The sequence below is a fragment of the Microbulbifer variabilis genome (genome assembly GCF_052467165.1).
In genome coordinates this window covers 3,357,983-3,383,789 of the sequence record NZ_CP174301.1, presented here as the reverse complement: position 1 = coordinate 3,383,789, position 25,807 = coordinate 3,357,983, and the positions used below count along the sequence as shown (strand labels likewise).

The 25,807-nt window shown below is 46.4% G+C and carries 34 protein-coding genes; 1 reads left to right on the top strand and 33 read right to left on the bottom strand.

The annotated features are described in order from the left end of the window. Window positions 1-74: 74 nt before the first annotated feature. Window positions 75-3,431, bottom strand: coding sequence for a chitinase C-terminal domain-containing protein (locus ACJJIP_RS15090; protein WP_444945479.1), 3,357 nt, complete (start codon window positions 3,429-3,431; stop codon window positions 75-77). A 493-nt stretch (window positions 3,432-3,924) separates the two neighbouring features. Here ACJJIP_RS15090 and ACJJIP_RS15085 point away from each other — a divergent pair, with 493 nt between their 5' ends. Continuing rightward, window positions 3,925-6,654: a family 20 glycosylhydrolase gene (locus ACJJIP_RS15085; RefSeq protein WP_444945478.1), complete on the top strand. Its 2,730-nt coding sequence runs from the start codon at window positions 3,925-3,927 to the stop codon at window positions 6,652-6,654. 385 nt (window positions 6,655-7,039) lie between these two features. Here the strand turns inward: ACJJIP_RS15085 and ACJJIP_RS15080 are convergent, their stop codons facing one another. The 32 genes from ACJJIP_RS15080 to ACJJIP_RS14925 all read right to left on the bottom strand — a co-directional run bounded on the left by ACJJIP_RS15080 (window position 7,040) and on the right by ACJJIP_RS14925 (window position 25,657). Next, entirely contained in the window at window positions 7,040-7,468 is a 429-nt protein-coding gene (locus ACJJIP_RS15080) for a nuclear transport factor 2 family protein (RefSeq protein ID WP_444945477.1), read from the bottom strand. 85 nt (window positions 7,469-7,553) lie between these two features. Then, on the bottom strand, window positions 7,554-7,922 hold the full coding sequence (locus ACJJIP_RS15075; protein WP_444945476.1) for a DUF6334 family protein: 369 nt from the start codon (window positions 7,920-7,922) through the stop codon (window positions 7,554-7,556). 123 nt (window positions 7,923-8,045) lie between these two features. Continuing rightward, on the bottom strand, window positions 8,046-8,381 hold the full coding sequence (locus ACJJIP_RS15070; RefSeq protein ID WP_444945475.1) for a hypothetical protein: 336 nt from the start codon (window positions 8,379-8,381) through the stop codon (window positions 8,046-8,048). 169 nt (window positions 8,382-8,550) lie between these two features. Then, the gene (locus tag ACJJIP_RS15065; RefSeq protein WP_444902018.1) at window positions 8,551-8,856 is read right to left on the bottom strand and encodes a hypothetical protein; all 306 of its coding nucleotides are present in this window, start codon (window positions 8,854-8,856) and stop codon (window positions 8,551-8,553) included. 157 nt (window positions 8,857-9,013) lie between these two features. Next, complete coding sequence (locus ACJJIP_RS15060) at window positions 9,014-9,184, bottom strand: hypothetical protein (RefSeq protein WP_444902017.1); 171 nt, start codon at window positions 9,182-9,184, stop codon at window positions 9,014-9,016. Window positions 9,185-9,529: 345 nt separating this feature from the next. Beyond that, the gene (locus tag ACJJIP_RS15055; RefSeq protein ID WP_444945474.1) at window positions 9,530-10,087 is read right to left on the bottom strand and encodes a hypothetical protein; all 558 of its coding nucleotides are present in this window, start codon (window positions 10,085-10,087) and stop codon (window positions 9,530-9,532) included. A 125-nt stretch (window positions 10,088-10,212) separates the two neighbouring features. Beyond that, entirely contained in the window at window positions 10,213-10,689 is a 477-nt protein-coding gene (locus ACJJIP_RS15050; RefSeq protein ID WP_444945473.1) for a protein-tyrosine phosphatase family protein, read from the bottom strand. A gap of 137 nt (window positions 10,690-10,826) precedes the next feature. Continuing rightward, window positions 10,827-11,432, bottom strand: coding sequence for a DUF1287 domain-containing protein (locus ACJJIP_RS15045; RefSeq protein ID WP_444945472.1), 606 nt, complete (start codon window positions 11,430-11,432; stop codon window positions 10,827-10,829). Between the two features lie 738 nt (window positions 11,433-12,170). Then, complete coding sequence (locus ACJJIP_RS15040; protein WP_444945471.1) at window positions 12,171-12,428, bottom strand: hypothetical protein; 258 nt, start codon at window positions 12,426-12,428, stop codon at window positions 12,171-12,173. Between the two features lie 414 nt (window positions 12,429-12,842). After that, window positions 12,843-13,346 (bottom strand): hypothetical protein, encoded by a 504-nt coding sequence (locus ACJJIP_RS15035; protein ID WP_444945470.1) that lies wholly within the window; start codon window positions 13,344-13,346, stop codon window positions 12,843-12,845. A gap of 77 nt (window positions 13,347-13,423) precedes the next feature. Further along, a complete protein-coding gene (locus ACJJIP_RS15030; RefSeq protein ID WP_444945469.1) occupies window positions 13,424-13,861 on the bottom strand; it encodes a hypothetical protein in 438 nt (145 codons plus the stop codon). A 25-nt stretch (window positions 13,862-13,886) separates the two neighbouring features. Further along, on the bottom strand, window positions 13,887-14,222 hold the full coding sequence (locus ACJJIP_RS15025) for a DUF6881 domain-containing protein (RefSeq protein ID WP_444945468.1): 336 nt from the start codon (window positions 14,220-14,222) through the stop codon (window positions 13,887-13,889). 76 nt (window positions 14,223-14,298) lie between these two features. Beyond that, window positions 14,299-14,634 carry a low molecular weight protein tyrosine phosphatase family protein gene (locus ACJJIP_RS15020; RefSeq protein ID WP_444945467.1) on the bottom strand — a complete coding sequence of 112 codons (336 nt, stop codon included), beginning with the start codon at window positions 14,632-14,634 and terminating at the stop codon, window positions 14,299-14,301. Window positions 14,635-14,790: 156 nt separating this feature from the next. Next, on the bottom strand, window positions 14,791-15,201 hold the full coding sequence (locus ACJJIP_RS15015; protein WP_020412369.1) for a hypothetical protein: 411 nt from the start codon (window positions 15,199-15,201) through the stop codon (window positions 14,791-14,793). Window positions 15,202-15,318: 117 nt separating this feature from the next. Next, entirely contained in the window at window positions 15,319-15,654 is a 336-nt protein-coding gene (locus ACJJIP_RS15010) for a hypothetical protein (protein WP_444945466.1), read from the bottom strand. A 90-nt stretch (window positions 15,655-15,744) separates the two neighbouring features. Then, on the bottom strand, window positions 15,745-16,041 hold the full coding sequence (locus ACJJIP_RS15005) for a hypothetical protein (protein WP_444945465.1): 297 nt from the start codon (window positions 16,039-16,041) through the stop codon (window positions 15,745-15,747). Window positions 16,042-16,147: 106 nt separating this feature from the next. Next, window positions 16,148-16,579 carry a hypothetical protein gene (locus ACJJIP_RS15000; protein WP_020412371.1) on the bottom strand — a complete coding sequence of 144 codons (432 nt, stop codon included), beginning with the start codon at window positions 16,577-16,579 and terminating at the stop codon, window positions 16,148-16,150. Between the two features lie 101 nt (window positions 16,580-16,680). Beyond that, the gene (locus ACJJIP_RS14995; RefSeq protein WP_444945464.1) at window positions 16,681-17,007 is read right to left on the bottom strand and encodes a hypothetical protein; all 327 of its coding nucleotides are present in this window, start codon (window positions 17,005-17,007) and stop codon (window positions 16,681-16,683) included. Window positions 17,008-17,627: 620 nt separating this feature from the next. Further along, a complete protein-coding gene (locus ACJJIP_RS14990) occupies window positions 17,628-18,032 on the bottom strand; it encodes a hypothetical protein (protein ID WP_353374904.1) in 405 nt (134 codons plus the stop codon). A 145-nt stretch (window positions 18,033-18,177) separates the two neighbouring features. Continuing rightward, window positions 18,178-18,516: a hypothetical protein gene (locus tag ACJJIP_RS14985; protein WP_353374905.1), complete on the bottom strand. Its 339-nt coding sequence runs from the start codon at window positions 18,514-18,516 to the stop codon at window positions 18,178-18,180. Between the two features lie 40 nt (window positions 18,517-18,556). Next, window positions 18,557-18,823 carry a hypothetical protein gene (locus ACJJIP_RS14980; RefSeq protein WP_353374906.1) on the bottom strand — a complete coding sequence of 89 codons (267 nt, stop codon included), beginning with the start codon at window positions 18,821-18,823 and terminating at the stop codon, window positions 18,557-18,559. Between the two features lie 47 nt (window positions 18,824-18,870). After that, window positions 18,871-20,235: an IS4 family transposase gene (locus ACJJIP_RS14975; protein WP_444945463.1), complete on the bottom strand. Its 1,365-nt coding sequence runs from the start codon at window positions 20,233-20,235 to the stop codon at window positions 18,871-18,873. A gap of 179 nt (window positions 20,236-20,414) precedes the next feature. Then, complete coding sequence (locus ACJJIP_RS14970) at window positions 20,415-20,939, bottom strand: hypothetical protein (protein ID WP_353374907.1); 525 nt, start codon at window positions 20,937-20,939, stop codon at window positions 20,415-20,417. A 6-nt stretch (window positions 20,940-20,945) separates the two neighbouring features. Then, window positions 20,946-21,323, bottom strand: coding sequence for a hypothetical protein (locus ACJJIP_RS14965; RefSeq protein WP_353374908.1), 378 nt, complete (start codon window positions 21,321-21,323; stop codon window positions 20,946-20,948). A gap of 113 nt (window positions 21,324-21,436) precedes the next feature. After that, entirely contained in the window at window positions 21,437-21,625 is a 189-nt protein-coding gene (locus ACJJIP_RS14960) for a hypothetical protein (RefSeq protein WP_353374909.1), read from the bottom strand. Between the two features lie 132 nt (window positions 21,626-21,757). Continuing rightward, window positions 21,758-22,156, bottom strand: a complete 399-nt coding sequence (locus ACJJIP_RS14955; protein WP_353374910.1) for a hypothetical protein — start codon at window positions 22,154-22,156, stop codon at window positions 21,758-21,760. A gap of 103 nt (window positions 22,157-22,259) precedes the next feature. Further along, window positions 22,260-22,490: a hypothetical protein gene (locus tag ACJJIP_RS14950; RefSeq protein WP_444945462.1), complete on the bottom strand. Its 231-nt coding sequence runs from the start codon at window positions 22,488-22,490 to the stop codon at window positions 22,260-22,262. A 128-nt stretch (window positions 22,491-22,618) separates the two neighbouring features. Continuing rightward, window positions 22,619-22,960 carry a hypothetical protein gene (locus ACJJIP_RS14945; protein WP_444945461.1) on the bottom strand — a complete coding sequence of 114 codons (342 nt, stop codon included), beginning with the start codon at window positions 22,958-22,960 and terminating at the stop codon, window positions 22,619-22,621. A gap of 413 nt (window positions 22,961-23,373) precedes the next feature. Then, window positions 23,374-23,946 (bottom strand): hypothetical protein, encoded by a 573-nt coding sequence (locus tag ACJJIP_RS14940; protein ID WP_353374912.1) that lies wholly within the window; start codon window positions 23,944-23,946, stop codon window positions 23,374-23,376. 125 nt (window positions 23,947-24,071) lie between these two features. Further along, a complete protein-coding gene (locus ACJJIP_RS14935) occupies window positions 24,072-24,626 on the bottom strand; it encodes a hypothetical protein (RefSeq protein ID WP_353374913.1) in 555 nt (184 codons plus the stop codon). A 156-nt stretch (window positions 24,627-24,782) separates the two neighbouring features. Next, on the bottom strand, window positions 24,783-25,091 hold the full coding sequence (locus ACJJIP_RS14930) for a hypothetical protein (protein WP_444945460.1): 309 nt from the start codon (window positions 25,089-25,091) through the stop codon (window positions 24,783-24,785). A 146-nt stretch (window positions 25,092-25,237) separates the two neighbouring features. Continuing rightward, window positions 25,238-25,657 carry a DUF4288 domain-containing protein gene (locus ACJJIP_RS14925; protein WP_444945459.1) on the bottom strand — a complete coding sequence of 140 codons (420 nt, stop codon included), beginning with the start codon at window positions 25,655-25,657 and terminating at the stop codon, window positions 25,238-25,240. Between the last annotated feature and the right edge of the window lie 150 nt (window positions 25,658-25,807).

Sequence of the window (25,807 nt, the reverse complement as noted above, 5' to 3'; positions counted from 1 at the left end):
ACCTGTAACGTCTTCAGAGAGAAATTGGCAACATCCTGTTGTAACAGCGGAGGGCTTCCTGCCCCCGCTAAAACTCAGTTCACGTTGCAGACAAATTCCCAGCTGCCATCGGGGCTTCCTGGAACCGAATTTGTCCACCACTTGGCTCGGTATACGCTGCCATCATGAATGATTTGCTGACCGCCGCTGGCGTGATCGCCAGAGGGCCACTGTGGATAGGTCACCAGTCCGCTGGTATCGATACCGGCGTCGGCGCAGCTGGTCCCTCCGCTGCCTCCGCCAGTGCCGCCGTCGCCACTACCCGCAGGCGTCGCCAGAGGCAGTTCCGGATGCTCGAATGCCAGTGCGTACGTTGTACCGTTCACGGTGGCTGTGTAGGCCTGAGGGCCTGAAACGGGCAGGTAGTAATTCATGGTCATATCCCAGGTCTCGCCATCGGCAAGATCCTGCCAGCCCGGCAGGGCGAAGCGCACGCGGTGGAATTCGTTCTCGAGTCCGCCGACATTGCCGCCACCGGAATTGGCCCCGTCCTCAATGACTTCGAGACCGGCACCGCTCTGATCGGTAATGATGTTGGATGTCGACGTCGGCATATCGAACTCAAATACAGTACCGCCGGGCAATACACCACCGGTGTTATTGGTGATGTACAGCTTGGGGTTTAGCGGGTAGTTCTGGTCGCCGAGTTTGAATCCGGAAATTTCGATACCCACATCGATCGCTTCAGAAGGGATTACGCGATCACTGCGCTGCTCGCGATAGGGCGCTGCGCTGGCAAACTTGTCGTAGGCGAGGGTCGTCAGGGTGGAGCCCATATAGTACTCACCCTTGGCGGCATCCCAGTCGTAGTCACCGGCGAGTTCCCAGAACATGATGCCACCGACACCCTGGTCGATGACGTACTGTACCTTCGCGTCCATTGACTCTTCGTCTTCTGTGGAAATATATACATTCTTGGTGCTGTTCCAGAGCCACGGCGCTTCAGACACGGCATCGTAGTTACGTACGTAAGTGCCGACAAACGCATCGTCCGGGTCGCCTGCTGGATCGAGCCCGTAGTCCGTGACATAGGAGCCGAGGATGCCACTTTCCAGATTCTTGGCATGCCACATAGGGTTCGAGCCCGCGCCCATTTCCACGCTGTTTTCGTCCAGGTCGTGCCACATGTTGTCGATGCCAATGGCACCGTAACCGCACTTGGCAGAGCCGCCGGTACCGGTCGGACAATCGGACTGGTTTGGCAGTGCGGCAGAGCCGCCCAGGCCGTTGTTGCCACCGCTCACGCCCTGCCAGCCTCGGGTGTAGTAGGGAATACCGATATTAATGCGGCCCGGGGACATGGATCCGCGGAAGTACTTCACTGCCCAGTCGATATTCAGGTAGCCAATACCACCATACTGGGAAGTGGAGTAAACACTCGCGGCGGCCAGCTCCGGATCTTCGCCGTTGTCGTAAAGTGCGGAGTTGTGGCCCACATATTCATTCCACGCGCCGTGCAGGTCGTAGGTCATGATGTTGACGTAGTCCAGATACTGGGTGATCTGCATGGTTTCCATGCCGCGCAGCAGGTATCCAGAGGACGGCGAGGCGATGGTCAGCATGTAGTGGGTGCCATCTTGCTCACCCGCGATGTCCAGCTTTTCACGCAATACACGCATCAGCTCCACATAAGATTTCATGAGAGAACCGCGCAGCGGATTGGCGATGCCAAAGTCCAGCGGGTTGCCGGCATCGTTCATTGAGGTGGGATATTCGTAATCGATATCGACGCCGTCAAAGCCATACTGGCGGATAAAGTCCACGGCGGAGTTGGCGAACGTTTCAATGCCGGCATGGTTGATGCTGCCATCGGCATTGGTGGTCATGGTATAGAAACCACCATTGGCAACACGGTCACCAGATTCGTTGAAGTAACCACCGGTTTCTGCCCAGCCACCGACGGAAATGAGGGTGCGCACTTTAGGATGCTGCTTCTTGAATTTGCTCAGCAGGTTGAAGTGGCCCTGATAGCTGAAGTCCGCATCCATCTCTGCGCCACTGACGCCGGGCCAAGTCATGCCGGTGGCAGGGTTGGCGGGATCGGCGGTGTTGCCAACGGATACTTCGTTGCTGTCATTGATATGGGCGAAAGCGTAATTAATGTGGGTGATCTTGTCCCAGGGGATATCGTTCACCAGGTAGGTGGGCTGTCCATTGGCACCGTTTCTCCAACTGGTGAAGTAACCAATGATCCGGCGCGGATGATCGGCCCCCATGATCTCCCGGCCTTCTGCGGTATAAATATCGCAGTAGTCCGGTGCCGCCCCGGGGCTGGTAAACAAGCCATCGGGACGACAGGGGAAGTCACCCGCTACGGGTTCACCGTTTACGGTGATTGAAACCGGCGCGGAGTCAGTGGACTGGTTAGCGGTATCGAATGCTCTCGCGAAAACGGAGGCGCTGCCGGGAGTGGCGACCCAATCGATACTAAACGGCGCACTGGAATGTTCGCCCACTTTCTGCCCGGCGACAAAGAACTCCACTTTGGAAATCGCACCTTCTGTATCGCTGGCTGTGGCCGCGATGCTGACACTGGTGCCTTCATCAAACACGCTACCGTCGACAGGATTATTCAGGGTTACGGTTGGCGGGATATCGGGTGTGGTGACGTTGATATTGGCTGAGGCCGATTGAGTGTTCTGGCCATCGTTGTCGGTGGCCGTTGCGTACAGGACATGGTTGCCTTTGGTCGCTGTCCACTCGATCGCGTAGGGTGCACTGGTGTCACTCCCCAGGCTGTTACCGTCGACGAAAAACTCTACCGAAGTGATGCTGCCATCTGGGTCACTGGCGCTGGCTGTGAGGGATACAGTCGCACCGGTATCCAATTGCGTACCGTCTATCGGGTTGTCGAGCGAGATGACCGGGGCCTGTGGGCCGCTCACGGTGATGGTGACATTCGTGGTGAACGCGTCCTGTCCCGTGTCGTCCACTATGCGTGCGCGCAACACCGGGTTGCCGGCAACGGCGGTCCAGCTGGCCTGCCAGGGTGCGCTGGTATCTGTACTGATAGCGCTACCATCGACGAAAAATTCTACGCTGACGACCTGGCTATCGTCGCTCGCGTTCACGGTAATGATAACGTTGTCATTTTCGCTAAATGTCATACCGTTGGTGGGGGCGGTGATGGAGCCGGCTGGAGGCTGGTCAACAGCACCCTCACAGGCGCCTTGCAGCGTCCATTCCTGATACTGGCCGGAGAACTGCTCCGGGTTCTGGTTCTGTGTCCACCAGTTGGCCCGATAAGCGTTGCTGTTGTACTGGACTTCTGCACCGCCGTTGTAGGCGGTTGCGGCATCCCAGTCCGGGAGGCCTGTGCAGTCCACGGCATGCGCCTGGCCTGCGGCAAAGATCGCCACGGCAAGACTGCCGAGCGCGAGAAAGTGTTTCATTGGGTTCACCTTGAGTAAGTTATTTTTGTTGTTGGTCATCGGCAGTTAGGTGACGCGATTGCCAAAATGACATCGCTGTCAAAATATCATCGCTTATAGGGAATCGCAATGCAGAAAGGGACGAATTACTACGGGGTAAAGACAATTAAAATGAAAGTTCCGCCACTGGAGTTGATATGAGACCCGTATCACGATCAAAGCGGAACATTAAGAGAATATGACTGAGGCAAGACATTGCGTCTTGTCCCCGGGGAGATACGGTGTGATCAACCTGAATCAAGGGGAGAAAACGAGTGGTACTGGTAGGTTGCTTTTCTGCCTTAAGCAGGGGCTTTACCGGTGGTGATCATTACGGTTCACCGACCAGCTCGCCAGCCGGTAAGGGAGGCGCACGAATAACAAAGTTAAATGGAAGTGTTGTTGACAGCGTTGTCTTTTTCGTTATTGTGGACCTTGCAATCACTGGTGCCATAACAAATAGAAAAGGACTCCCATGCTTTGCGCCATCCCCTCCCTGAATAAGACCAAGCTAAGAATTTCAGTCTTTTCCCTGGCCTTGGGACTGACGGTCGTCCTGACGGGTTGCGGTGGGCACGACAATCCGGAACGGGGTTCGGCCCGGCAGATTGCCGAAGATTTCTCGGTGCAGTTGGAAGTGCTCACCAACTACCAGGCGACCGGCGACGAACTTGCAGAGCGTTGCAAGCGCGAAGGCGGCAGCGGGGCAATTTGCTCGACCTACCGGATATCGCTGACCAACGCCGGCGAGGCCGCTTTGGCACCGGGTGCTTCGGAATGGAGTCTCTACTTCCACAGTGTGCGCCGTACCCTGGCGCTGATGAACCGTGACGATTTGCGCCTGGAGCATGTCAAGGGAGATCTGCACCGTTTGGTACCTCTGGCCCATTTCCCGGGGCTGGCACAAGGGGAGACGCTGCAGCTGGATTTTCTCGCCGAGTACTGGTTCCAGTTCGAATCTGACTTTATGCCGCGTCTGTTTACCGTCGATGCGAACGGACAGGCACAGGTTATCCGATCCACCGACTCCAATAGCATTGCCGAACTGGTTCTGCCGATTGAGAAAAACCACTCCGATAATTGGAAGCGGGCATCCACGGATGCCAATGTCCTGGCAACCGCAGCCAGTCGGTTTGAGGAATTCTCCCGGCGTGGTGTTCAGGAAGGTGATCAGTGGCAGTCCCGTATTATCCCCAAGCCCCTGAAGCTCGAAAGTCGTGGTATTGCCGTTGATATCAGTGCGGGTCTTTCTGTGGATGGGGGGGCGTTATCGACCGCGACCCTCAACGTTATAAAACAGCGTCTGGATGCCTTTGGCCTCGTTGGTGAAGGCGCCGGAGCCTATCCCGTATCAGTGGTGATCGATACAAAGCTGTCTGCGAATACTGCAGAATCTTACCAACTTGAGGTGGGAGAGACAGGCGCTTTGGTAACCGCCGCGGACCAGTCGGGCGCCTTCTATGGACTTCAGTCATTACTTGGCCTGATCAATGTACGCGCCGGCACGCTGATGACAGCCCGGGTTGAGGATGCGCCGCGTTTCCCCCATCGCGGGCTCTTTCTCGATGTAGGCCGTAACTTCCATACCAAACCGCTGGTGCTCAAGCTGCTCGACCAGATGGCGGCTTATAAACTCAACCGTTTCCACGTCCACCTGTCTGAGGACGAAGGCTGGCGCCTGGAAGTGCCCGGTCTGCCAGAACTCACTGAGATTGGTTCTCGCCGCTGTTTCGACCTGGAGGAGAACCAGTGTCTGTTACCTCAGTTGGGCTCTGGCCCTAATACGGATAACAATGGCAGCGGCCATTTCAGTGTCGAGGACTACATCGAGATTGTTCGCTATGCCGGTGAGCGCCATATCGAGGTGATCCCCGAGTTCGATATGCCCGCCCATGCCCGGGCTGCGGTTGTGTCGATGGAGGCGCGTTATCGCCGTCTGGTGGAATCAGATCCGGAAGCGGCTGCGCGCTACCGACTGATTGATGCAGAAGACAACAGCCGTTTCCTATCGGTCCAGTTCTACGACGACAGCTACGTTAACCCCTGCACCGACTCCACTTACCAGTTTGTGGGCAAGGTGATGTCTGAGGTGCAGGCGATGCACGAGCGCGCAGGCTATCCGCTGCAAAGCTGGCATTTCGGTGGCGATGAGGCCGTCAATATTTTCGCCGGTGACAGCTTTGAAGATGCGCCAGGGCAGGACCCCGCCAAAGGAGATGTTGGCGCTGGTGCTCGCAAGCAGCCGTGGTCGGGCTCCCCTCAGTGCCAGAAGCTGGTTGCCAGTGGCGCGGTTGCGGACATCTCGGAGCTGGGTAGCTACTACGCGCGCCGTGTTGCCTCTCTGGTCCATGATACCGGGATTCCCACGCTCGGCGCATGGAATGACGGTGTTAAAGCTGTAAAAGATGCCGGCGAGGAACTCGCGACAGAAAACAACTATGTCAACTCCTGGGCCCCGCTGTTCTGGGGTGGTGGTGATGAAAGCTCGCATTTCGCCGCCGTCGGATTTGACGTGGTGCAGTCTCACTCCGACTTTCTGTACTTCGATATGCCTTACGAGGTCGATCCGAAGGAGCTTGGTTACTATTGGGCGTCACGCCATACCGACACACGTAAGACCTTCAGTTACGCCCCCCTGGTCACGGCCCAACTGGCAGAAGTATCTACTGATCGCGATGGCAATGCCTGGTCGGCGAAAGCGGCAGATGAAAGCTTTGCCAACAGCGTACGCGGTATACAAGGTAATCTGTGGAGCGAAGTGGTGCGCACCGATGCGCAGGTGGAATATATGATATTCCCGCGGCTGCTGGCCCTGGCCGAGCGGGCGTGGCACCAGGCGTCCTGGGAGTTGGATGCGGTCCCAGGGCAGGAGTTTTCTGCTGAGAGTGGTCTCGTTGATGTTGCCGCTTTGGAGGCGGACTGGAGAGGATTTGCTGCCGCGGTGGGGCACAAAGAGCTATTCAAGCTGGATCTTACCGGGGTAGGGTATCGCATCCCGGTGCCAGGGGCGTTGAATGACGAAGGGCACCTAAAAGTTGCCCAGGCCTTCCCGGGGTTGGCCACCGAGTATTATGACGGTGAATCCTGGCGCCCCGTCACAGACGAGACACCAGCAAAGAAAGTAGATGCTATCCGAGCACGTAGTGCCGATGGCCGCCGCGCCAGTCGCGCTGTATCTTTCAGTGTTGTGGAAGAGACACTGTAATCTTCCAACTCTTGGGCCTCGGCACGGGGCCCTTCCTTCTTACGCTGTTTGAGTTGCTTTTCCAATTTCCGAATTTTTGCAAGTGCATTCCTTGGCTCAAGACTGTTCTGATGCAGATTATTTTTGTAGGTCCGACCGGTTTACTCTTTTTCACTTTCGACTTTTCATCCTACTTACCGTCATTAAACTCCTTGCGCCAGCGATAGATCAGGACCGGATGTATATCTAATGCCTCGGAAATATAGGTGACTTGGATATAATTATGATTTGCCAACCTAACGAGTACCTATTTGAACTCAGATGTGTATTGGAAATAGTTTCTTCTTTAAGTTTGTCCCATAAGGACCCCCTTTAGTGGATACTAAATTTACTGTCCACTAAAGCGTTATAAGTTCAAAGCATGGCGGGATTGCGGGCCGGGTCGTGTTGCAGCCTTTTGATAGGTAACGGTACATGAGTGAGCCGCTTTAACCTGAAGGCTATTATCCTGATTGGCCCATATACGCGTAAACCTGAAATCTCCGTTAGTTGGATTGCCATCATATGTTCCACATATTTGTACTCGAGCGGTAACTACAGCAGTATTGCCCAGTACTTTTATACTATTTTCTGAAATATTGATTGACTCTATATCAAGCCTTCCTGATTCATGTGCCGATAAATCGTCTCTTTTGGTAAGCAATTGGCCGAGGTGGTTTGTAAAAACTAAATCATCAGCAAGAAGCGCGGATAATGCATTTAAATCAGAATCCAACATCGCATTCCGTAGCTTTGTTTCTGCTTCTTGTACTGCTTTACCAAGCTCCGTATTCATGTGTAAAACTCCAGTTTTTGCCTATCGCCGTGCTCTGCGGTAATTTGGGAGCGCCAGCGAGTAAATTTTCTGCAGCAGCACCTTGTTATAACTCACTTACTAAGTATTGCTTAATCGATGACGCCATGACAACTAACTCAACAGAGACCCCGCTAGAAAACTCAAACTTTAGAGCATCAGAATAGTCTTGATTATTCCTCATTTCCCAAGCCCAAGTTAGCTTATTCCCTATGCATTTGTGAAACACTGTAGGGGAAGTCCTTTCAGCCAATAAAGAGCCTTCCTCGAAACTCTTTAGATAGATTTCATCCGTGTCATCGATTACACAGAATACACAACTCGAGTGCTCAAACCTCAGCAATATCTGCGTTATTTCGCCAGGCAGTTCTTGGGGCCCATATGATGAAACCTCTTCAAGTATTCCGGCCGACTCGACTAACTCTGAAAGTTTCACATCCACCCTCGAGAGTTATAACGCCACCAACATGAGTCGAAATGGAACAGAGAAGCTGCGGAGTGTAGGTCCAGCCAGCTTTGCTGGCGAGCGCGCTTGGCTTTGTTAAGTTTTTGGTTAGCTCTATATAACATCAGGGTTGTTACCTATTTGCATACACACTGTAGGGAATTTTTTAGCTTTGAACTCAAATACTGCGAGACCGCCCTCTGCCAACCAAGGCTCAACTACCTGATTTTCTGGAACCTTACTAACTGTATACTCCAGGCCGTACTTACCAAGGGCTCTGATTGCCGGTTGCCACAACCCCTCACAATTTTCTGAATCAATGGGGAATTCGCTATTGTACTCTGAGTTAAAAAGTCGCTCGCGCCATGTAGGATCTTGACTAAGATCAATAATCGCTAACTCCAACCAACGCCTATGGATTTTCTTCAGTACTCTAGGCTTTCTCTTCATGTGAAACTTAATGCCTTTTGCATGTGGCCGAATATGAAGTCCGGGTTTTGTGCGAGTATGTAGTCGCATAAAGTTCAAGCGGAGTTTTTGGGTCCATGCTACTAAACTTGTTAAATCCTGTTCATAATATACGATGATTTATGGATATCAATACGCTTCACTACAGCAGTCAATCCGACAGCACTAAGACAATCCGAGTCACTTGTAGAAACACTAACTTTTTTCCAGCCATATAAGCTGCAAGAGCAATTGAAAGCAATGATTTTCCGCCTTCAGTTTTTGAATCAAAAGCTAAAACTCCAGTGCCCGTTGAACATGAATTGATTGCAGAATCCCCCCGACCAGTAGAGGACCATAATATTGTTGTCCCAGTATCTGTAGTGGCGATACGATCTAAGCTAGCATTTTGATAATTACTCGCTAAAGATTGTTGTGGAATTGTTAACAACAATGTAAAGAGCGAAATATGTTTCATAAGTATTTCATAATTATTACGACTAAAGATTTAACGTCTCAATAACCCGCAGCTGGAGCGCAGTGAAGCGGAATGTAAGTTGTCGGGTGCCGAAGGCGCGTAGTTAATTGATTTTTTAAATATAACCACACTGCACTAATGATAAGTGGAGCCATTATTACCGCTTGGATTTACCTTGCTCAGCTTTAGCTTCAGGTGTATCAGTCACTCCTTTATTCATTGTTTCTCCCTTCGCATAACGCCGTAATCGACTGCGCAAAAAGTGCGTAAAGTTGGCTGCCTGCTGCATTTCCTTGATATACTGGTTTTCTTGCGTCAAGTTAATCACTGACAATACCAATTGAAAAGACGAAAAATAATATTGCTAGAGAGCCAACAAGAATCCATTGCCCATACACAGTAAACAGAATCATACCAAGAAACAAGAAAATAGTTATTAAAGTTGATCCGAGATCATTAAGAATCTTCTTTCGTTTCAGTCTTTTGATCTTGGATTTTAATTCCTTTTCCTGCAACAGCTCTACGTTATTTTTCAAATATTACTCTCTCTAAATGTATAACGCCGCGCTCAGCCGCCGCAAACTTTGGGCGCTTTATACGCAAAAATAGGGGTGAGGCGACCGCGTATAGAGTGCATAAAGTTAGACGTCAGTCTGCAGCGATTTGTCACGCTTTACTTTACCAAGCTAGCCTTCCCTGCTTCTACGCTCCATAGGCCGGTAGAAGTACTTACATAAATTGGCTTTCCATGATGAAGGCTCAAAAACACATGAAATTCAGTTGGCACGTTCGAAATAAAGTGTGTAGAGAAGGGGATGCTATCCCCCTCAGCATGAACCAATAAGCATGTTTTTGTGGATGGGGACACATCCACAATATCATTTGTACCTAGTTTGAATCTGAATTTCAAGTGACGACCAAATTGAACACCGGAATCATTCTCTGGGCTTAACACAAAATATATATTTTCAGTTTCAAACCTATCATCTATTACAGATACAGCCTTGTACTTTCCGTCACACACAAGATCTATAGACATATCTAAAAGATCTTGCTCTCTACTCGTGTAGGGCAAGCTTCCATCTTCCGAACGGATAGCATCATATAGCTTTTTGCCTAAGTATTCTGAGTGCGCAATCTGAAACGCTGCATCTATGTCATTTTTTACGGACGTAGTTTTGCATCCAGAAATAGTCAGAATAGCGAAAATTATCGATATTATTTTTTTCATTGTTATTTTCCCTGATTGAAGTAAAACGCTATGGGTATTGGGCGGACCGCGCGAAGCGTGGATCGTCTGGTGGAAGCCATGTTGTGGCTGGAACGAACATCATCCACTTGTTGCTTAGCGACACTTTAAACCAATCCTAACCACTCTGTTTGTCCCTCTGTATCGGGTACTTGAACACCTCTGGCCTGAGATATGAGTGATAGCGCTTCTTGTGAAGTGAGGCCCGATCTTACCAGTACCGCACCGGCAATAATGCCAGTGCGACCGATGCCTGCTCGACAATGAATTACGACATGTTTACCTAATGAAATCTCATGTAGAAGTTGATCAGCTAGTTCTATCGCATCTTTTGTAACTGGAAGACCTCGATCGGGTATAGGAAAAGAAACATACTCTATCGAATTCTTTTGGCAAAGTTCTTCTTCTGATTCCAATCCAACTTCGCGCTGCTCGAATAATTCTAGAAGGCTCACAATTTTATCAATGCCTAGAAGAGCAAGTCCTTGGAATTCGTCTTCGATCCATTCGCCAGAAATAGGCTTTGCCATGACTGACAAAGCACCATTTCCAATATCTTTTACTTTATATGTGGTGGGTAGCATAATTTCCTTGAGGTACGTAACGCCCGCGGCAGTGGCGGATTACCTTATATGTTTATTGCGCGAAAATGGGAGTGGAGGGACCAGCATAAAGCGTGCATAAGGTAAGCTGTCCCGCGGAGGCCCGAAGGGCTGTAGATTTATTGCCTGTACCTATTATATTTCTCAGGGACATACTGGTAGTGTCCGGTTATTTTGAACTCAAATAGCATATCCTCAAGCTCAGGGCCGCGCCCAATATTGTGGACAATCATAGGATTTCCAGATTCAGAATGAATAGTATCGGTGACTATACCTATATGAGGTAAGTTACCTGGCAACATCCAAGTTACTATATTTCCTGGTTTGTAGTCATTTGCCGAGTTTGAAACTGTAAGCTCTTTGCCATTTCTTTTAAAGAATGCCTGTAAATTAGGAACCCTGCGATGATCGATATTCTTATCTGGCTTGTTTAGGCCCCAAATTCTATTCGACGGATAAGAGCTAAAATGAGAGCGCATATCTTCATGGACCAAAACCTGAAGGTCCACTCCTAATCTTCTGTAGGATCGAATAACTACATCAGTGCATACGCCTATATTCTCTGGAACGTCCCCTCCAGGGTATGGGATTGAAATATAGCGACCATCATATGTGACCGTTTTCTTTATTCTTTCATGGGCGGCTTCAACAAAATCTGTTTCAAATGTGGCGCCGCTTGCGGAGCAAGAGACGAAAAACAAAGTTATCAGAATTTTTCTTTGCATCTTAGCTTCCTAGAAATATAACGTTGCCAACAGGGGCAGCCAGAGCGTTTGCGTGCGAAGCGCGCCGCGTAGGCTGTCCAGCCCAGCCCTGAAGGGGATGGGCAAGCCAGTTTGGTTTTGTTAAATAGCTGGCCTACAAACATGTCCCCACTTGTTCTATTGTAGATTTAGTAACTACCCCTTTAGAGTCCGCCTTGAATGTGATGATATAGTGCCATTTACTACAGACAATACTATCAGTCTTACCAGAGTCAACAATCGTTAATGTATTTTCAGAAGAGTTAAAAATAGGCTCAAACACTTTGTATTTTACCATTAGATAACCAATTTCCAGCCTACGTGACTTGATAGATTCTATTTCTGCCTTCCAGTACTCAACTCTTCTTGGTCTTTCATTACCTAACTCACAAGAGCTAAGAAAAACAACCATTATCAGGGCGCATAAATATTTCATAGGCTATTTAGTGTCTGCCGAACAAGCGAGCAACTTGTTGCGAGTCCAAAGCGCGAAGCGCGTATTTGCACCGGCGCTTGTTAGTTGTTTTTTTTAAGCCGAAATATATCATCCAGAACAGACTCCCCATGGACAGTAGGTGCTAATTCATACTGCCAATTGCGATCTCTTGAATATGAGTTTGACCAATTCCAAGGATCATTAATGAATTCTACCAAGTCAGGCCCATCCAAAGTCCTCGTATTTTCTGGTGAATACGGAACCTTCGAGTCCGGCTTTAGCTGTTACAGGGCCAGCAAGCCTTTCGAATTTAGAGAAATTAAAAGTTCAATAGCCAGCTCAAATTTAGCTACTAGGCTCATTTCAAGATTATCAGAATGAATCTCAGAGATAAACTCAGGAAGCGACTTTCCAAAATCGGTTAACTCTACTAACAACCATTTTTCTTGATCTGACAAATTGATAGCTTTTTCTCCTTGGGCAACTAACGCTTTTAGCACCTGCACCTGCACCTGCACCTGCACCTGCACCTGCACCTGCACCGTAGGCGCTTAAACTTGTTAAGTTATTGTGCATGCTAAGTCCTTTGCCACTGCTAACCTCACTTGATTACTTTTACTTAGCCTGTGCATGTAGGATTTTAATTCGCTTTTCTCCACTATTGGCGGTTTGGAGTTGTCGTACTTGGCGATCTCTACATCAACTAGGTAAGAGCCACTTATTAACACTGTGTATAAATCTTCGAGCTGCTCTGGTATCCAGTGAAGAACATACGCTGTTTTAGTGTTATGGCCTTTGGCAGTCAATACCTTCCGAAGTTTTGAGTCAGGCTCTTGGATTGTGTCGTTGGATCGTATCAACTCTTTGCGAAAGTCACTTTCCATTTTACTTCCAATTAGCGTCATCTACTCGATGCCTCGTGAAACATAACGCCCGCAGCATACTGCCTGCGTTTGTTAAAGGGACTTGGCACACCATTGTGTTACAGCCACTTTAGCGTCAACCTCAGGTTCATTAACCTTTTCTCCAGAGCTAGCAGCGCACTCATTGCTACCACACGTATAGCCAACAGCACGATCTACTTCCCCATATTCTTGAATTAGGCCAACAACTGAGTTGTTACGAAGATAAAAACGATTCTTATACGTTCCAGTTGGTACCGCGATAGGAACTGGCACTACCCCTATAAATGCTCTAGCACCCGCCCATGAGGTTCCATCTTTATAAATGAGTACTTTGCATTGCTCAAATTGATCTACAGAATCAGGACTACCCCAATGCTCAACAATTTCAACCTCTGAATAAGGCGAAGCTCTCTTTTCGAAAGCGAATTGATTTCTCTCTTTCCCTAAGCTGAATTCTGTTCTCGCCCATTCGTTTTTCCCATAAGTACCAACAGCCAAACCAACACAGCCAGATACTATGCTTAGAGAAACTATTACGAAAATAGATTTGATCATTGATTTACCTTTAACGCCTTTGGCTGCAGTGTAAGAAGTGTATCTGGGCCGCAAAGCGGCCGCACAGCCCAATTTTGTTAAGCTTTGGACCATATTGGATTCTTGATTCGTCCATAACTAAAGAGAGCAAAATATCCTGGAAGTGACATAATATAACCAATAGCCATAGAGATGTGAAATTCACTTTCAGACATACCCATTCTTAAATCAACCTCGGATATAAACATGTAAATAATCCCATAAAGAAAATATAGAACTAAAAACACCATCCAGAACTTTGGAAAGAGTATTTGTTTAAGAAAGCAGTAACCGAACAATCCGACAGTTGCAATAACTAAGCTAAAAAGACTTAGGTATTCAGGAATACCTGAATTCTCCGCTACAATATAAGAATAAGAACCAAGAAACGACAAAACCGTAATTAAGAAGAAGTATATCTTCCACCAAATCGACCTTTGCAATTCGCTGCTCTCATCTAAATCTACGCTCGGCGGAGTATACGGGTTTTCTAACATTAGTTTTTCCTTTAGATAAATTAGCTTAACGCTTTTTAATAGGCGCGCCGCTTTTTGGCGTTACCTGCTTGAACTTGTTAGAGCTACTTGGCACATACTCATGCCAAAGCAACTCGAATTGTTTTTTTGATATTGTTTTTCCCCGAAACCCATCTTGGGAGTTTATTTCTTCTAAAGGCAGTACGACTTCAGTGCCTAACCTCGTATGGAGGCTTTCTGTTGATCCGAAAGCAAAGCCAACCGAACCATCATGAAAGAACTCCAACTTCCTTGTTTTGTAGTCATTTATGTCAATTTCAGACACAATCCTTGTAAGTCCATCATTGAAATAATGCTTCCATTCTAAGTCTATATATCTCATAGGATCTTAACGCCTGCAGCACAGGCGGATCGTCAGCGACATCCAGCCACCTTGCTGGCGATTGTGCCTGCGTTTGTTATGCATTTTTCTGAAGACGAACATGGACAGAGACTTTATCTTCCAAAATACGGACAAGCACTGGGTCCATCCGGTCATAGTTATCAGGTATTACTAGGCAAACTAGCTTCTTACCCTCTAGTAAATCCTTAAACTTTTTCATTACCTTATTGCGGTGAGACTTCTCCATAACGAAGATTATGTCAGCCCACTCAATAAGATCGCCGCTAATAGTTGTTTCTGCATCTTTATTTGTGCCGCAACCAATAGCATTGATGCCATCATACTGAGAAAAGACTTCTTCTCCAGTTGGGCTTCTCAATCTATTCTCGCTGCAAACGAATAGCAAATTCATTGAACCTTACCCATTGGTGAATAACGCCGCCGGTAGGGGCAGCTTACCTTGTGCACATTTTGCGCAGGTCGCTGTGCTCCCATTTTTGCGCAAAATGTGCACAAGGTAAGCTGTCCCGCGGAGGGCCGCAGGCCCAGAGCAAATTGCCCGGCTTTGTTAAGGGCGCTCACTGGCTAATAGCTCCAGTAGCTTCGCATTGTATGCCTGAGCAAAGTATTTATTGTATTCATGGCTGCCTATGTCTAGCGCAAAATTTTTATAGTGGAGCCCGGTGCCACAAATAAGGAAAGTATTGGGCGCAAAATCCTGTAGGCTACCCTTGAGAGCCGACTCCGAAATCCCTGGGACTTTGTACCCTTCGCCGGGAATGTAAACTTCAACAAATTGCTTGTGATCCTGACGATAGTCACTAAGGGCCTCTTCAAAACCACGGTTAGCAGACGCTATAGGATCATTCGCTATTGCGATCAATTCGTTACTTTTCGATATTTCGACCCAAACCCACGAAACTAGTCCAGCTAATAGAGTCACACCTAAGAAAAATACGTTTTTTATGGTGTTGTTCATTCTGCCCCTTAACGCTTTGCTCAGCCGCCGCCGGAATGGAGTCGCTTTTTGCTAGCGTAGCGTACAACACAAAGCGAGCGGAGTGTAGATGGTCGGATGTAGTAACTTGTTAAAAGCTTATCGGGACCAGTAACCCAAAATATGGTATTTTCCTGACTCTTCAGGTTTTAAGCGAATGCCGAGAGTTCTAAAGCCAGGGCAGATAATCAGAGCACGATTGCTAGCGCTACCATCGCCTATTGGTTGTTTGGCATCACCTTCTAGAATGTTGAGGGCGCATGATGAGGCAATACTTCGCCGCTCATTGAATTCTGCCTGTGTGCTGTTGCCGACGTGAACGAAGCTATCTGTGCTCCCAAACTCTAATAGAGATCTGACGGTTGTTGAAAGTGCCTGATCTGATGAGGCACTAGAAGATAGAGTAAACAAAATAAATGCTGCGATAGTTTTCATAACTTTTGACGCCTCAATAACCCGCAGCTGGAATGCAGCGAAGTGGAATGTAAGCTGTCGGGCGCCGAAGGCGCGTAGTTAATTGGTTTGTTAAATGTAAGGCCACACTGCACCTATGATAAGTAGAACTATTGTTGCCACTTGGATTTTATTGGCTTTACTGTGCTCAGCATTGGCTTCAGGTGTATCAGTCACTCCTTCTTGATGATCGAACCCTCCTTCATCAAGATCTTCGTTGAAGATGATGAGGCCATTAATCAAAACAGCGATCATTACCAGTAACATTGCTGTTAGCCAGTAAAATCCCGTGAAGTACTGGATGCCCAAACCAATTAGAAGACAAAAAGTAATCATTACTGTTGCGGACTTTAGGTCAATACCATTCATCTTCGAGTACATCTAACGCCCGCGTAATCGGCTGGACACGCGAAGCGTGACCAGTCCGGTGGAAGCCCGCGGAGCTGGAATGAAGTTCACGCGCTTATTATGCGCTTTACGTGTCATACTCACCACTATCCCATGGCTCAAAAAATGCCATGTAGTTACCAGGCAGTAACTCTACTGACCAAATATCATCTTCGTCCTCAGGCTCTATAGCAATTAACCCGAATTTAGTTCCATTCAACTCTACAGAAAAAGGCTTAACTTCAATTCTCTCTAAACTTATATTTCCGAGGCTTTCTAATTTAGATGAATACTTTGCCTTTGCTTCATCTACTGAGAACGAACTTCTGGGGCCTAAAGGCTCAATATCTGAATCTACTAAATTACCCAAAGCATCAAATTTGAATAACGCAATATATTCAGCGATACCAGGCTCAAAAGGAGTTGTGAGGAAGAACTGTAACCCGTCTTTGGTAGTTCCGATATGCTGAGCATGATAATTATCATGATCTATTGCGATTAGCTCTGGTTTTCCATTCATGTCTTTGTAACTCTTCTGACACATAACACCGCAAGCAAAGTCGCGCGGTAGCGCGTCCAGTGGAGCGCAGCGGAACGATTTCACCTTGCCTTTTTATACGTTTACAGATCTTCTTCACTTATTTTCAATAACCTACGGCTATCTCCTAACCAGACCTCTGTGCCAGGATGCATTCTGATCTCACCGTTATTTTCATTGTTGAACGAGAAATTTAATTCCCCGCTAAATGTAACACCACTAATTTGGATATTGTTAAGTTCATCTCGCAGATAGACATCTGCGGTGCACACACGGCAATCGACGACCGGTGCATCTTTAACAATCCAAACTTTACCGTCAGGAACGACATAGCCTTGCTCTTTACTCAAGGTTAATTCTGCACCGAATGCAGAACTAGAAAGTAGGATTAGAGGGATAATAGTTCTCATATCTCAATTACGTATAACGCCCGCATTTGGGGCAGCCGAAACGCAGTGTAGACTGTCCTAGCCGCGATAACGGCGAACAACACACGCTTGTTATGTGCATGTACGTACCACCTGATTATTAAAGGTAAGTTCATTGGCATTTAAAGTACAGTTAGTAATCCATCTTGGTCTTGGGTGATATGGAACACATGCAGGCACATCCGCGACAACCCCTTTATTGTCGCCAGAGGTGGCCTCGACAACCACACGTAGAAACGGGCCATATGACCCATTGCTGTTACGAAAGATACCTTGCACTTTAAATTGTGTGCCAGCAACAAAGGATACTCCCGTTTTTTCCATTGGCCCTATTTGAACTCTATCCGATGAAGTAATCAATCTAGAGCTTGCGTATATGCTTTCTCTGCCTTCCCAAAGTTTATGAGGTTCAACCAACTCTAAACATTGCCCAATCAGAGAACTCTCCTGTGGTACAGCTACACATGAAGAAAGTAGAAAAAATATGGGAATAATTAATAGGTACTTCATAGTATCTTTAGCACATAACGTTGTCAGCAAGGGCAGCCGAAGCGGAGCGTAGACTGTCCAGCCCAGCAACCGGCTGGGCGTTGATTGTATTGTTAGGCATTTAAGAAAACCATTCTTTTGACTCTTTTGCATTTAACAGTAGAAACACGAAAAGAAAACACACTGCCCCCCCTATACCCGTGTATATAGAATATACCCTCTAAAGGGGTATAAATACTCATACCTGCAACCAATAATGCCAGAATTAGAAATGTATTCTTCGGATTGTCACTTCTAGTTCGGATTGAGCTTGAAACCCAATATAGAATTCCGGCCCAAACCGGGATAAATAGATAGTTATATATATCGTAGGGCCCTTCCTCCGAGGCATAGGTCAGCTCTTCAATTAGAAAGATCATAAAGCTAAGCACAATAAACCCAAATGCAAAATATATTGTTTTTGGCATCACTTTCGTATCTGTACTTAAATCTGATTCTGGAATTTTGTATGGATCCATGATTTATGCCTAACGCCCACAGCAGGGGCGGCTTACCTTATGCACGTTTTGCGCAAAAATGGGAGCGAAGTCACCGCGCAAAACGTGCATAAGGTAAGACGTCCCGCGGAGGCCCGAAGGGCCGGAGCCTCGCTGCCTGTGATTGTTAGCTTTGATCTACACTCTTTAGCTTAACTCGTGCACCTAGCTTCCTAGCAATACCAGTGAACACAGAGTCAAAGGGATTTTCATACTGAATAAAACGAACCCCATGCTCAGTAAAATGAAAGCGAACTTTCCCGTCGTAAGGAAATCGCTCTAAGTTCATAGAGCTTGGAACCCAGTAACCAGATCCCGGAATCTCAATTTCTAGAAACTCTTTTGTAAATGGGTTTTGCTGAATCAGTTTATCGGTAACTAGAAAGTTCGGCTCTCCACTCGCAACTTCACGCCATTCATCAACCGATATCCTCTCCCCATCCCTTTCTATGATGCAATGCTTCATTGCCTACTCTTAAAGCTAACGCCCAGTTATACGGCTGCTATCAATTCAATTTATCACCACAAAATGGACAGTAATAAACTACCACCATACTAAAATATGTGAACTCTCTAATGTACTCAGATTCGCCAATCTCAACCTCTTTAGCATCGGCAAAATTGAACTTCTGAAATTGCCAAGTATCCTGCGCTTCGTCCTCGCACGCTACACAATGAACAAACCTGTATTCGTTGGGGAAGGGGTTTTCATCACATGTATGTTCGCGATCGTACTCGCTATCGGTTTCCTTACCTAACTCTTTTAGATCCATTTATGTCCACTATTCGCGTATAACGCCCCGCCTGTGTTTTATACACATCATTTAAGTCCATTTAAAGCCTCCGCTGCCTCCATATAATGGAGAAGTTTAGTGTACCCCTGCCAAACGGTTTTAACTCCAGGCTCACCATCGCCGCTCCGCCCCAGAAAGCCTCCAAGTCCTGCCAACATACGAGTTATATCTCTCATACTTGGAGCTTCATTTGGTGGGGAGGTTTTAGCTTGCATTATCCATATCATACGCCACTCTTTTTCAGAGTAGACTTTCGTACACGATGTATCAGGAAGCGTTCGTGCTCGTGTTGTCATGGAGTGTAGACGCCACCCAATAATCATATAGATTGCAATACAGTTCAGCATTCGCTGCTCGGTTCTAAAGCGATTACTTTCTATCTGGCATCCGCCTTTCACCACTCTAAAATAGGTTTCAATTTCCCATCGACTTCGATACCACTCAATGATAATCCTCGCTTGCTTAAAGTCCTCAACTGCAAGATCGGTCAGCAGCATCCATTCAATACCTTTTTTGCCTTCTGGTGGGCTTAATTCCTTAGCAAAAACTGCGTAGATAGAAAGAGGTCGTTTTGATTTTCCTTTCCCCTGTAATCTTACTTCTGCAATGGATACACTGACCTTAGCTTCCCTTTCTGGCTCCCCATTCCTTTTGGGGATACCTACTGAGTATTTTCCGATGGACTTCTGTTTGGTCAAATAGTCCCAAAGTAAAGTCGTATCTTCTCCTTCGATCTCTAAACTACGATTAGCCTTGGCTCGAACAATATAGCTTGCACGCCGCTGTTCATTTTGATCTTCAGCTAATTGAAACCACTCATGAATATCCCCCTCTCTATCCGCGATACTCACAATCGTGGTTTCAGGGCAGCGCTCTTGTATCTCACAAGCTGACTCATAATGGTCTAACCAGCGTCGACTCTCTTTATCTTGTATCGACTTGGTATAGCGAGAATTAGCACTAGATTCTTTATCTCGCTGCCACATGCTACCCTCAATAATTCCCAGGTTATCTCTGGATGGTGTTATAGCGATAGACGTATGTAGGAGCTGCTGATTAGTCTCTTTGCGTCGGAGTGTTCCCATTTCTTTGCTTTCTAAATCGGTAGCAAAATTTAGGAAAGTGGTATCCTGAGGGATAAGAACAACTGGCTGAACCTTGATTCTTTCAAGAGTGGCTGATTTATGTCCACTCATAATGGAGTCAAAGCTGACTTTATCATTTTCGATAAATCGATAGGCTGCAAAGGTTTCTGTCCAAGACTTGTTTGCACAGGGAATACTACTCTTTGGGTCGGTACTTAAATTACTGAGAATATTGGATAAGCGCTTATTCAATCGTGTATCACCCATAACCTGATTTTTCACTTCGTCCCTGACCCAGTCCTGCATAATTATCCAGCCAAATCTGTAGCTCCTATACCGTACAAACTGTAACTCATTGATTTTTATAATAAAACTGAAAAAACTTGTGTATAAAACTTAGCGCCCCGCACAGGGGCAGACAAATAAGCGCAGCGCTTTGGCTGTCCCAGCGACCAGCGACCAGCGGGAGCGATTGCTGCGGCTTGTTACACACGCCTTAGCTCTCTTAGTGAAAATCCCAAACCAAATATTGCTAGTGTATAAATAGCTAAAAGTGAAAGCCCTAACTTTAGATTGGTTTCTTCCACAGATTCTGTCCATTCACCTTCATATGACCTGCGAATTGTAACAATTTTACTGGCGCTAGAAACACTTATAAATTGTTTCTGATCATAGGTATTACTGTAATCACATTCTCCATTGATACAGGAGTAGCTGCCAGAACCAAATCCGATCTGAAGCAGTTTAGAGTTTGGAAGGTAATTTCTTGCTCTCTCTACGTGCTCTAAACTTGGATTCAAGTACCCACTCACAACAGAATATATCGGCAAAAAAACAAGCACTAGGCATGGCATTAATACAAAAAATACTACAACTAACTTTCGATTAAGCACTAATTCTCCTTGCCGTGTAACGCCTGCCGTAGAAGCTGACAAAATGGGTGCTTGTTTTGCAGCTTTTTGCAAAACAAGTGACCGTTTTGGCAGTCGGTTGCCGGCACTTGTTAGCACTTTGCATTAAAATTCCTTACTAAAGTCAGGAATACCCAACTCAGCCTTTATTTTTAGAAACTGCACCTCGGAAAATGGCCCCTGTGTAATCTCATCAAGGTTTAGATAGGTGCTATCTTTACTTTTCTCTATGTAAAAGTAGGATATATCTTCAGAACCAATAACTCCTTGCTTTGCTACGACAAATTTGTCATTGCTACCAACCGCTATCACTTCTGAGTCTGCTCTTCCGATTGTATCAGGACCACCATTGATCCTACGGGCCAATGTGACATTGTTTTCCGTATCGATCCAATGAATCTCATATGGGTGGTCACTCCAGAGAACACCAGAATCACATGAACACAAAGTGACCAAGAAAAATACAATTAGTGCTCGATTCATATTGAGTGCTAACGCCCCGCACAGGGGCCGACAAATAAGCGCAGCGTTTTGGCGGTCCCAGCGACCGATGGGAGTAGTTGCTGCGGCTTGTTATGTGAACGCGCAATATGCATTTACCGCTCACTCTCAATCTCTTTCATTTGCTTTTTGTAGCTGCGCCTTTCCCGCTCAGAGTTTTTATATGAGTACTTTTTCCCAAGCTCTTGAGTGTCGGGATCATTCTCGTTCAGCATACGATGCATCTCACGGGCCGACTTTCCGCCATAAACTCCTTTTACGGTTTGATGGATACTTCTACTCATATTCGATGGTTCCTAGTACACATAACGCCCGCAATAGGGGCGACCTATGCTATACACATTTTGTGCGAAACAGGGAGCGCAGCGAATGCAAAAAATGTGCATAGCGTTGGGCGTCCCGCGGAGGCCCGCAGCTTACTGCTTGCGCTTGTTAGCCATTTCTTGGAGCTGCGCCAGCCCTTGTTTACCGATATCACCGAGCGAGCGAGTGTTTGAACAAGAACTAATTTCTGGAATCGAACCAGTTTTCCCAAAAACTACATACTTGTACCCTACCACCATGTGAGACGCACACATATCTTCTGAAAACAATGTATTTTTGACATTTTTTGTATCTGCTACGCCCTTAATTTTCTCTAGTATAACTAATTCGTTTGTGACTACGCCATTGTCACCAAGCGTTGATGACTGAACCTGACCGAGATAAACATAGTCAGACTCCAAATATCTCTTCCCAAGAGGAGTATCTACGCAGTAGCAGCCGAACGCTAACTGAGATATAAACAGCGTTAAAAGTAATATAAAGATCTTCATTCTAAGACGACCTTATGGTTAACGCCCGCCGCACAGGCGAGTAACTTGTTGCAAGTCCACAGCGCGAAGCGCGCATTTGTGCCGGCGCCTGTTATAAGTAATTTCAATCATTCAGACCGGTACCCATATTATCTTCTAGCGCCTCTCCGACTTGGTGGAGTCCAACCACAGTAGTATTCTCGGCCGCCCAATGGAGATTGCCAATTATTTCCCGAATCGCTTTTCTGTCCATATTCAGGCTTAACTGCGCTTCGAGAGACTGCAAATCTCTGGAAAGCTGCATGCAAGAAGTCACGACTACGTCGAGCTTCCTTTTTAGTTTTTCAGGTTCCATTTTTATATTACTTATAATGCCGCTATATGTTGTGCTCAAAGCGTAGCTTTATTTTAGCGTATAATGCGCGAAGTGCATGCCAAAATGAAGCGAAATTTTTAGCATCACGCTTGATAGCTTTGTTATGTTTATTGCCAATTAAAACTACGGAATATTTTTAACACGCCAATAATTATTAAACTAAAAACCACTGGAAATAATAGAAAATACGCTGTTCTATCTACTCCAACATTCCAAAACCATAGTAAGATACACCCTGCGCAATATAAGCATGCAACCAAATCCCATACGCTTATTTCTGATGGATCACGAAATCCATTTGTAAAAACACCAAAAGACAAGCGGACACCTGCAACTAGGTAAGCTGTAGCTAGCGTATAGAATATTGCGGCTTCATAACCTTTCTCGTACCACGTAATGAGATACAGAAGAGGGAGAGAAATTACATGGAACAGGTTAATATTTTTCATATACTCGTTTAAACATAACGTTGCCAGCAAAGGAGGCCGAAGCGGAGCGCAGGCTGTCCAGCCCAGCCCTGAAGGGGGTGGGCGAGCTTGACTGGCCTAGTTATAGCTGGCGCGCTTGGAGCCGACTATTAGCACTTTGTCAGCCACGGCTTGGCTGGCCGCTGCCCAATATTTACGAGGAATGAGTACCGCACTTTCCTCAACCAATTCATATCTTACTGGCACTCCACGAAATTGCAGCGGAATGCCCGTTTCTGCCGCACCTAAGCAAACTCTCCAGGAGAGAAACTGCTTAAATATAATTCAGTAAAAATAGCTCAATACTGGGTGCTACTTAGTGGAACTAAAGCTTCAGTTGCCAAAAAAAATCAATAAAATCGACCGTCACAATAACGCCCAAAGCAGCGGGCGCTTTAGCGGTCCGACTGCCTTTGCTTGTTAACCCTTTCATCCTTCAATGCACTTTCATAAGCTGAAATCCAGATCTGCTTTTCTAAATTCGCCATATAATGTTTTTGAAACTCATCTATCCCGCTAATCCAGGCGTGAATTCTTAGAGGTGCTTTGGCTGTAGTCTTAATAGTAAACCACATCGATACCGGCGAATACGTTATCTCTTCTATTTCGCTCCACTCATATTCTCTGAGCCCTCTCCATCCTGACGTTCCTGCAATGCCACCGGATTTCAGGGTGATCTTTACTGTAAAAAATTCAATATAAAAATAAGCTGTAAAGAGAAAAGCTGCCGAGAATAGCCAAATAACTGCTCGCGCATCTGACTCTGTCTTTATTGGAACGAAGATAAGGGCAAGAAATAAACCACCTATAGATATAATGGAAAGGACGAGACCGGCACCTCTAATTGAATTCGCATACGTAAGAAGAACATCCCCATTCTCCATAGAAACGGGCTTGGCATTCTTTGAGGCTCCAAGCATCAGCGCTAGTACAAAACCCGCAATTGCTGAAATCAACACATAATTCACTCAATACACCTCTGGGTTAACGCCAATGTAAACGGCGAGCGACGCAGGAGCGAGTCCGGCGGAATGCCGTAGGCATGTAGCGATGTTTGACATTTTTGTTAGGCATTTCTAGCACAGCCCCTATTTTACACTGGATATTTTACAAATTGCCGAAGCAGTTTTGGCTGTAGAAACTTGTGATAACATGCACTTGGTGAGCCTTTGGGTTGTATTGAAGGGTAAATCATAGCGTAATCAACAAAGTAAGCTGCATCCTTCAACAAATCCAGAGTATTAGAAGAACCAAGTTTCTCTATTAGCTCCATATGACTCGACTCGGTTTCCTCAACCCATAAACTGACTTTTTCTGTATCAGTTTCGTAGTCAAAGGTAAAAGCGGCCCCCTCAACATACCAGTTATATCTGGATAATTTTTCCCACTCAGTTTCTCCCCTTATATATTGCTCTGCTAGCTCAACGCCCCTTTTACTCTCATTCTGAGGAAGAAGAGGCCAAATTTCGCGACAACAAGCTATATAAAATTTGTATAGAGGCATTTCAATATCCAAATAATCTTTCCAATCATTAGCAGCAGGATATTCTTTAAACCTTTCTGAAACTGTACGAAACGGCTCTTGTCTCCAAACAAACTCAATCATATCTGGAGCGTCGCAACAGTTATTCCATTCGTTTTTAGTCATTTCTGATGATTTATGTCTAGCGCCGCCAGCAGGGGCAGCTTACCTTATGCGAATTTTGCGTAAAAATGGGAGCGTAGCGACCTGCGTAAAAGGTAAGCTGTCCCGCGGAGGGCCGCAGGCCCGGAGCTTCATTACCTGGCTTTGTTAGGAGCCTGCTCAATCTTGGCAAAATGCCTCGCTAACAACACCGTTTTCGACGGTGCTGATACAACCAAAGGAATCATGCTCACTCGACTGACACAACCCCAGAATTGCAGTTCCGATTTCATGGGTGTTGGGTGTGAAACATAGCCCTTGGCATTGAGAATTATCCGTGCAGCTTTTACCACCATCGATGTAATAAGCGACACAAGAAGGTATACCAAAAATTCCTATACCTTCAACTTTTCCACCAGAGGATACGCAAGCTTCGCTATCTATTTTCGTCCTGGCCTCGCTCCTCATTTTTTCTATAGAGCGCTCCATGAGCCAATCATTCCAAGCACTACATGCACTCAATTGAAAAATGATAATTAAATAAAGTGTTATTCGGATGATCAAGCTCCTAACACTCAGGTCATGTGCAGACGACGCAAAGCGGCGGCTGTCACATGCACCTGCTTGTTAGCATCTTACCGAAACCCCACTATGTCAGAATTAAGAAAATTGATCCTGATTTTTTCGTCATCTTCATAACTCTGTCCAAAACAGTTATCAGCAAGGTATTTGTCATTCAATTTTCTTGGAACTAAATATGTACTAGAGAATACTTCAATATTAGCCGGCACTGAATCATAAGGCTCAAAAGCGACAGAATCACCAGTGAAATACCACGCCACATTTTGGCCAAAGGGATTAACAAAAACCTCACGAGCATATTCCTCGGCCTCTCGTTCTGCTCTTTCAATTGCCTCATCAAATGATCGAGCCTTAAAAGTAACGACTCGTTCTTCAACCATATCGTATTGATCAGAGTATCCCTCACTAGTTGAAAGAGGTACTCCAGTTGTTTTAGTCCGATATAGTGTTTTTACAGCGAATGTTTTCCACATACTCATATTATGCTAACAGTGTATTCAGAAGCAGCTGCATTATATCACCAGCCGATATATCCCAAGAGGAGGAAACTCCTCTAGCCAGAAAAAATCAAATAAATCAGTATGTTAGCCAGCACTGGTGGAAAATTACTCTAGTGGATATAG

Coding starts and splice junctions, on each gene's coding strand:
- ACJJIP_RS15090 (WP_444945479.1), bottom strand. CDS start 3,431: ATGAAACACTTTCTCGCGCTCGGCAGTCTTGCCGTGGCGATCTTTGCC.
- ACJJIP_RS15085 (WP_444945478.1), top strand. CDS start 3,925: ATGCTTTGCGCCATCCCCTCCCTGAATAAGACCAAGCTAAGAATTTCA.
- ACJJIP_RS15080 (WP_444945477.1), bottom strand. CDS start 7,468: ATGAATACGGAGCTTGGTAAAGCAGTACAAGAAGCAGAAACAAAGCTA.
- ACJJIP_RS15070 (WP_444945475.1), bottom strand. CDS start 8,381: ATGAAGAGAAAGCCTAGAGTACTGAAGAAAATCCATAGGCGTTGGTTG.
- ACJJIP_RS15065 (WP_444902018.1), bottom strand. CDS start 8,856: ATGAAACATATTTCGCTCTTTACATTGTTGTTAACAATTCCACAACAA.
- ACJJIP_RS15055 (WP_444945474.1), bottom strand. CDS start 10,087: ATGAAAAAAATAATATCGATAATTTTCGCTATTCTGACTATTTCTGGA.
- ACJJIP_RS15050 (WP_444945473.1), bottom strand. CDS start 10,689: ATGCTACCCACCACATATAAAGTAAAAGATATTGGAAATGGTGCTTTG.
- ACJJIP_RS15045 (WP_444945472.1), bottom strand. CDS start 11,432: ATGCAAAGAAAAATTCTGATAACTTTGTTTTTCGTCTCTTGCTCCGCA.
- ACJJIP_RS15035 (WP_444945470.1), bottom strand. CDS start 13,346: ATGATCAAATCTATTTTCGTAATAGTTTCTCTAAGCATAGTATCTGGC.
- ACJJIP_RS15030 (WP_444945469.1), bottom strand. CDS start 13,861: ATGTTAGAAAACCCGTATACTCCGCCGAGCGTAGATTTAGATGAGAGC.
- ACJJIP_RS15025 (WP_444945468.1), bottom strand. CDS start 14,222: ATGAGATATATAGACTTAGAATGGAAGCATTATTTCAATGATGGACTT.
- ACJJIP_RS15020 (WP_444945467.1), bottom strand. CDS start 14,634: ATGAATTTGCTATTCGTTTGCAGCGAGAATAGATTGAGAAGCCCAACT.
- ACJJIP_RS15015 (WP_020412369.1), bottom strand. CDS start 15,201: ATGAACAACACCATAAAAAACGTATTTTTCTTAGGTGTGACTCTATTA.
- ACJJIP_RS15010 (WP_444945466.1), bottom strand. CDS start 15,654: ATGAAAACTATCGCAGCATTTATTTTGTTTACTCTATCTTCTAGTGCC.
- ACJJIP_RS15005 (WP_444945465.1), bottom strand. CDS start 16,041: ATGAATGGTATTGACCTAAAGTCCGCAACAGTAATGATTACTTTTTGT.
- ACJJIP_RS15000 (WP_020412371.1), bottom strand. CDS start 16,579: ATGAATGGAAAACCAGAGCTAATCGCAATAGATCATGATAATTATCAT.
- ACJJIP_RS14995 (WP_444945464.1), bottom strand. CDS start 17,007: ATGAGAACTATTATCCCTCTAATCCTACTTTCTAGTTCTGCATTCGGT.
- ACJJIP_RS14990 (WP_353374904.1), bottom strand. CDS start 18,032: ATGGATCCATACAAAATTCCAGAATCAGATTTAAGTACAGATACGAAA.
- ACJJIP_RS14985 (WP_353374905.1), bottom strand. CDS start 18,516: ATGAAGCATTGCATCATAGAAAGGGATGGGGAGAGGATATCGGTTGAT.
- ACJJIP_RS14980 (WP_353374906.1), bottom strand. CDS start 18,823: ATGGATCTAAAAGAGTTAGGTAAGGAAACCGATAGCGAGTACGATCGC.
- ACJJIP_RS14975 (WP_444945463.1), bottom strand. CDS start 20,235: ATGCAGGACTGGGTCAGGGACGAAGTGAAAAATCAGGTTATGGGTGAT.
- ACJJIP_RS14965 (WP_353374908.1), bottom strand. CDS start 21,323: ATGAATCGAGCACTAATTGTATTTTTCTTGGTCACTTTGTGTTCATGT.
- ACJJIP_RS14960 (WP_353374909.1), bottom strand. CDS start 21,625: ATGAGTAGAAGTATCCATCAAACCGTAAAAGGAGTTTATGGCGGAAAG.
- ACJJIP_RS14955 (WP_353374910.1), bottom strand. CDS start 22,156: ATGAAGATCTTTATATTACTTTTAACGCTGTTTATATCTCAGTTAGCG.
- ACJJIP_RS14950 (WP_444945462.1), bottom strand. CDS start 22,490: ATGGAACCTGAAAAACTAAAAAGGAAGCTCGACGTAGTCGTGACTTCT.
- ACJJIP_RS14945 (WP_444945461.1), bottom strand. CDS start 22,960: ATGAAAAATATTAACCTGTTCCATGTAATTTCTCTCCCTCTTCTGTAT.
- ACJJIP_RS14935 (WP_353374913.1), bottom strand. CDS start 24,626: ATGACTAAAAACGAATGGAATAACTGTTGCGACGCTCCAGATATGATT.
- ACJJIP_RS14930 (WP_444945460.1), bottom strand. CDS start 25,091: ATGGAGCGCTCTATAGAAAAAATGAGGAGCGAGGCCAGGACGAAAATA.
- ACJJIP_RS14925 (WP_444945459.1), bottom strand. CDS start 25,657: ATGTGGAAAACATTCGCTGTAAAAACACTATATCGGACTAAAACAACT.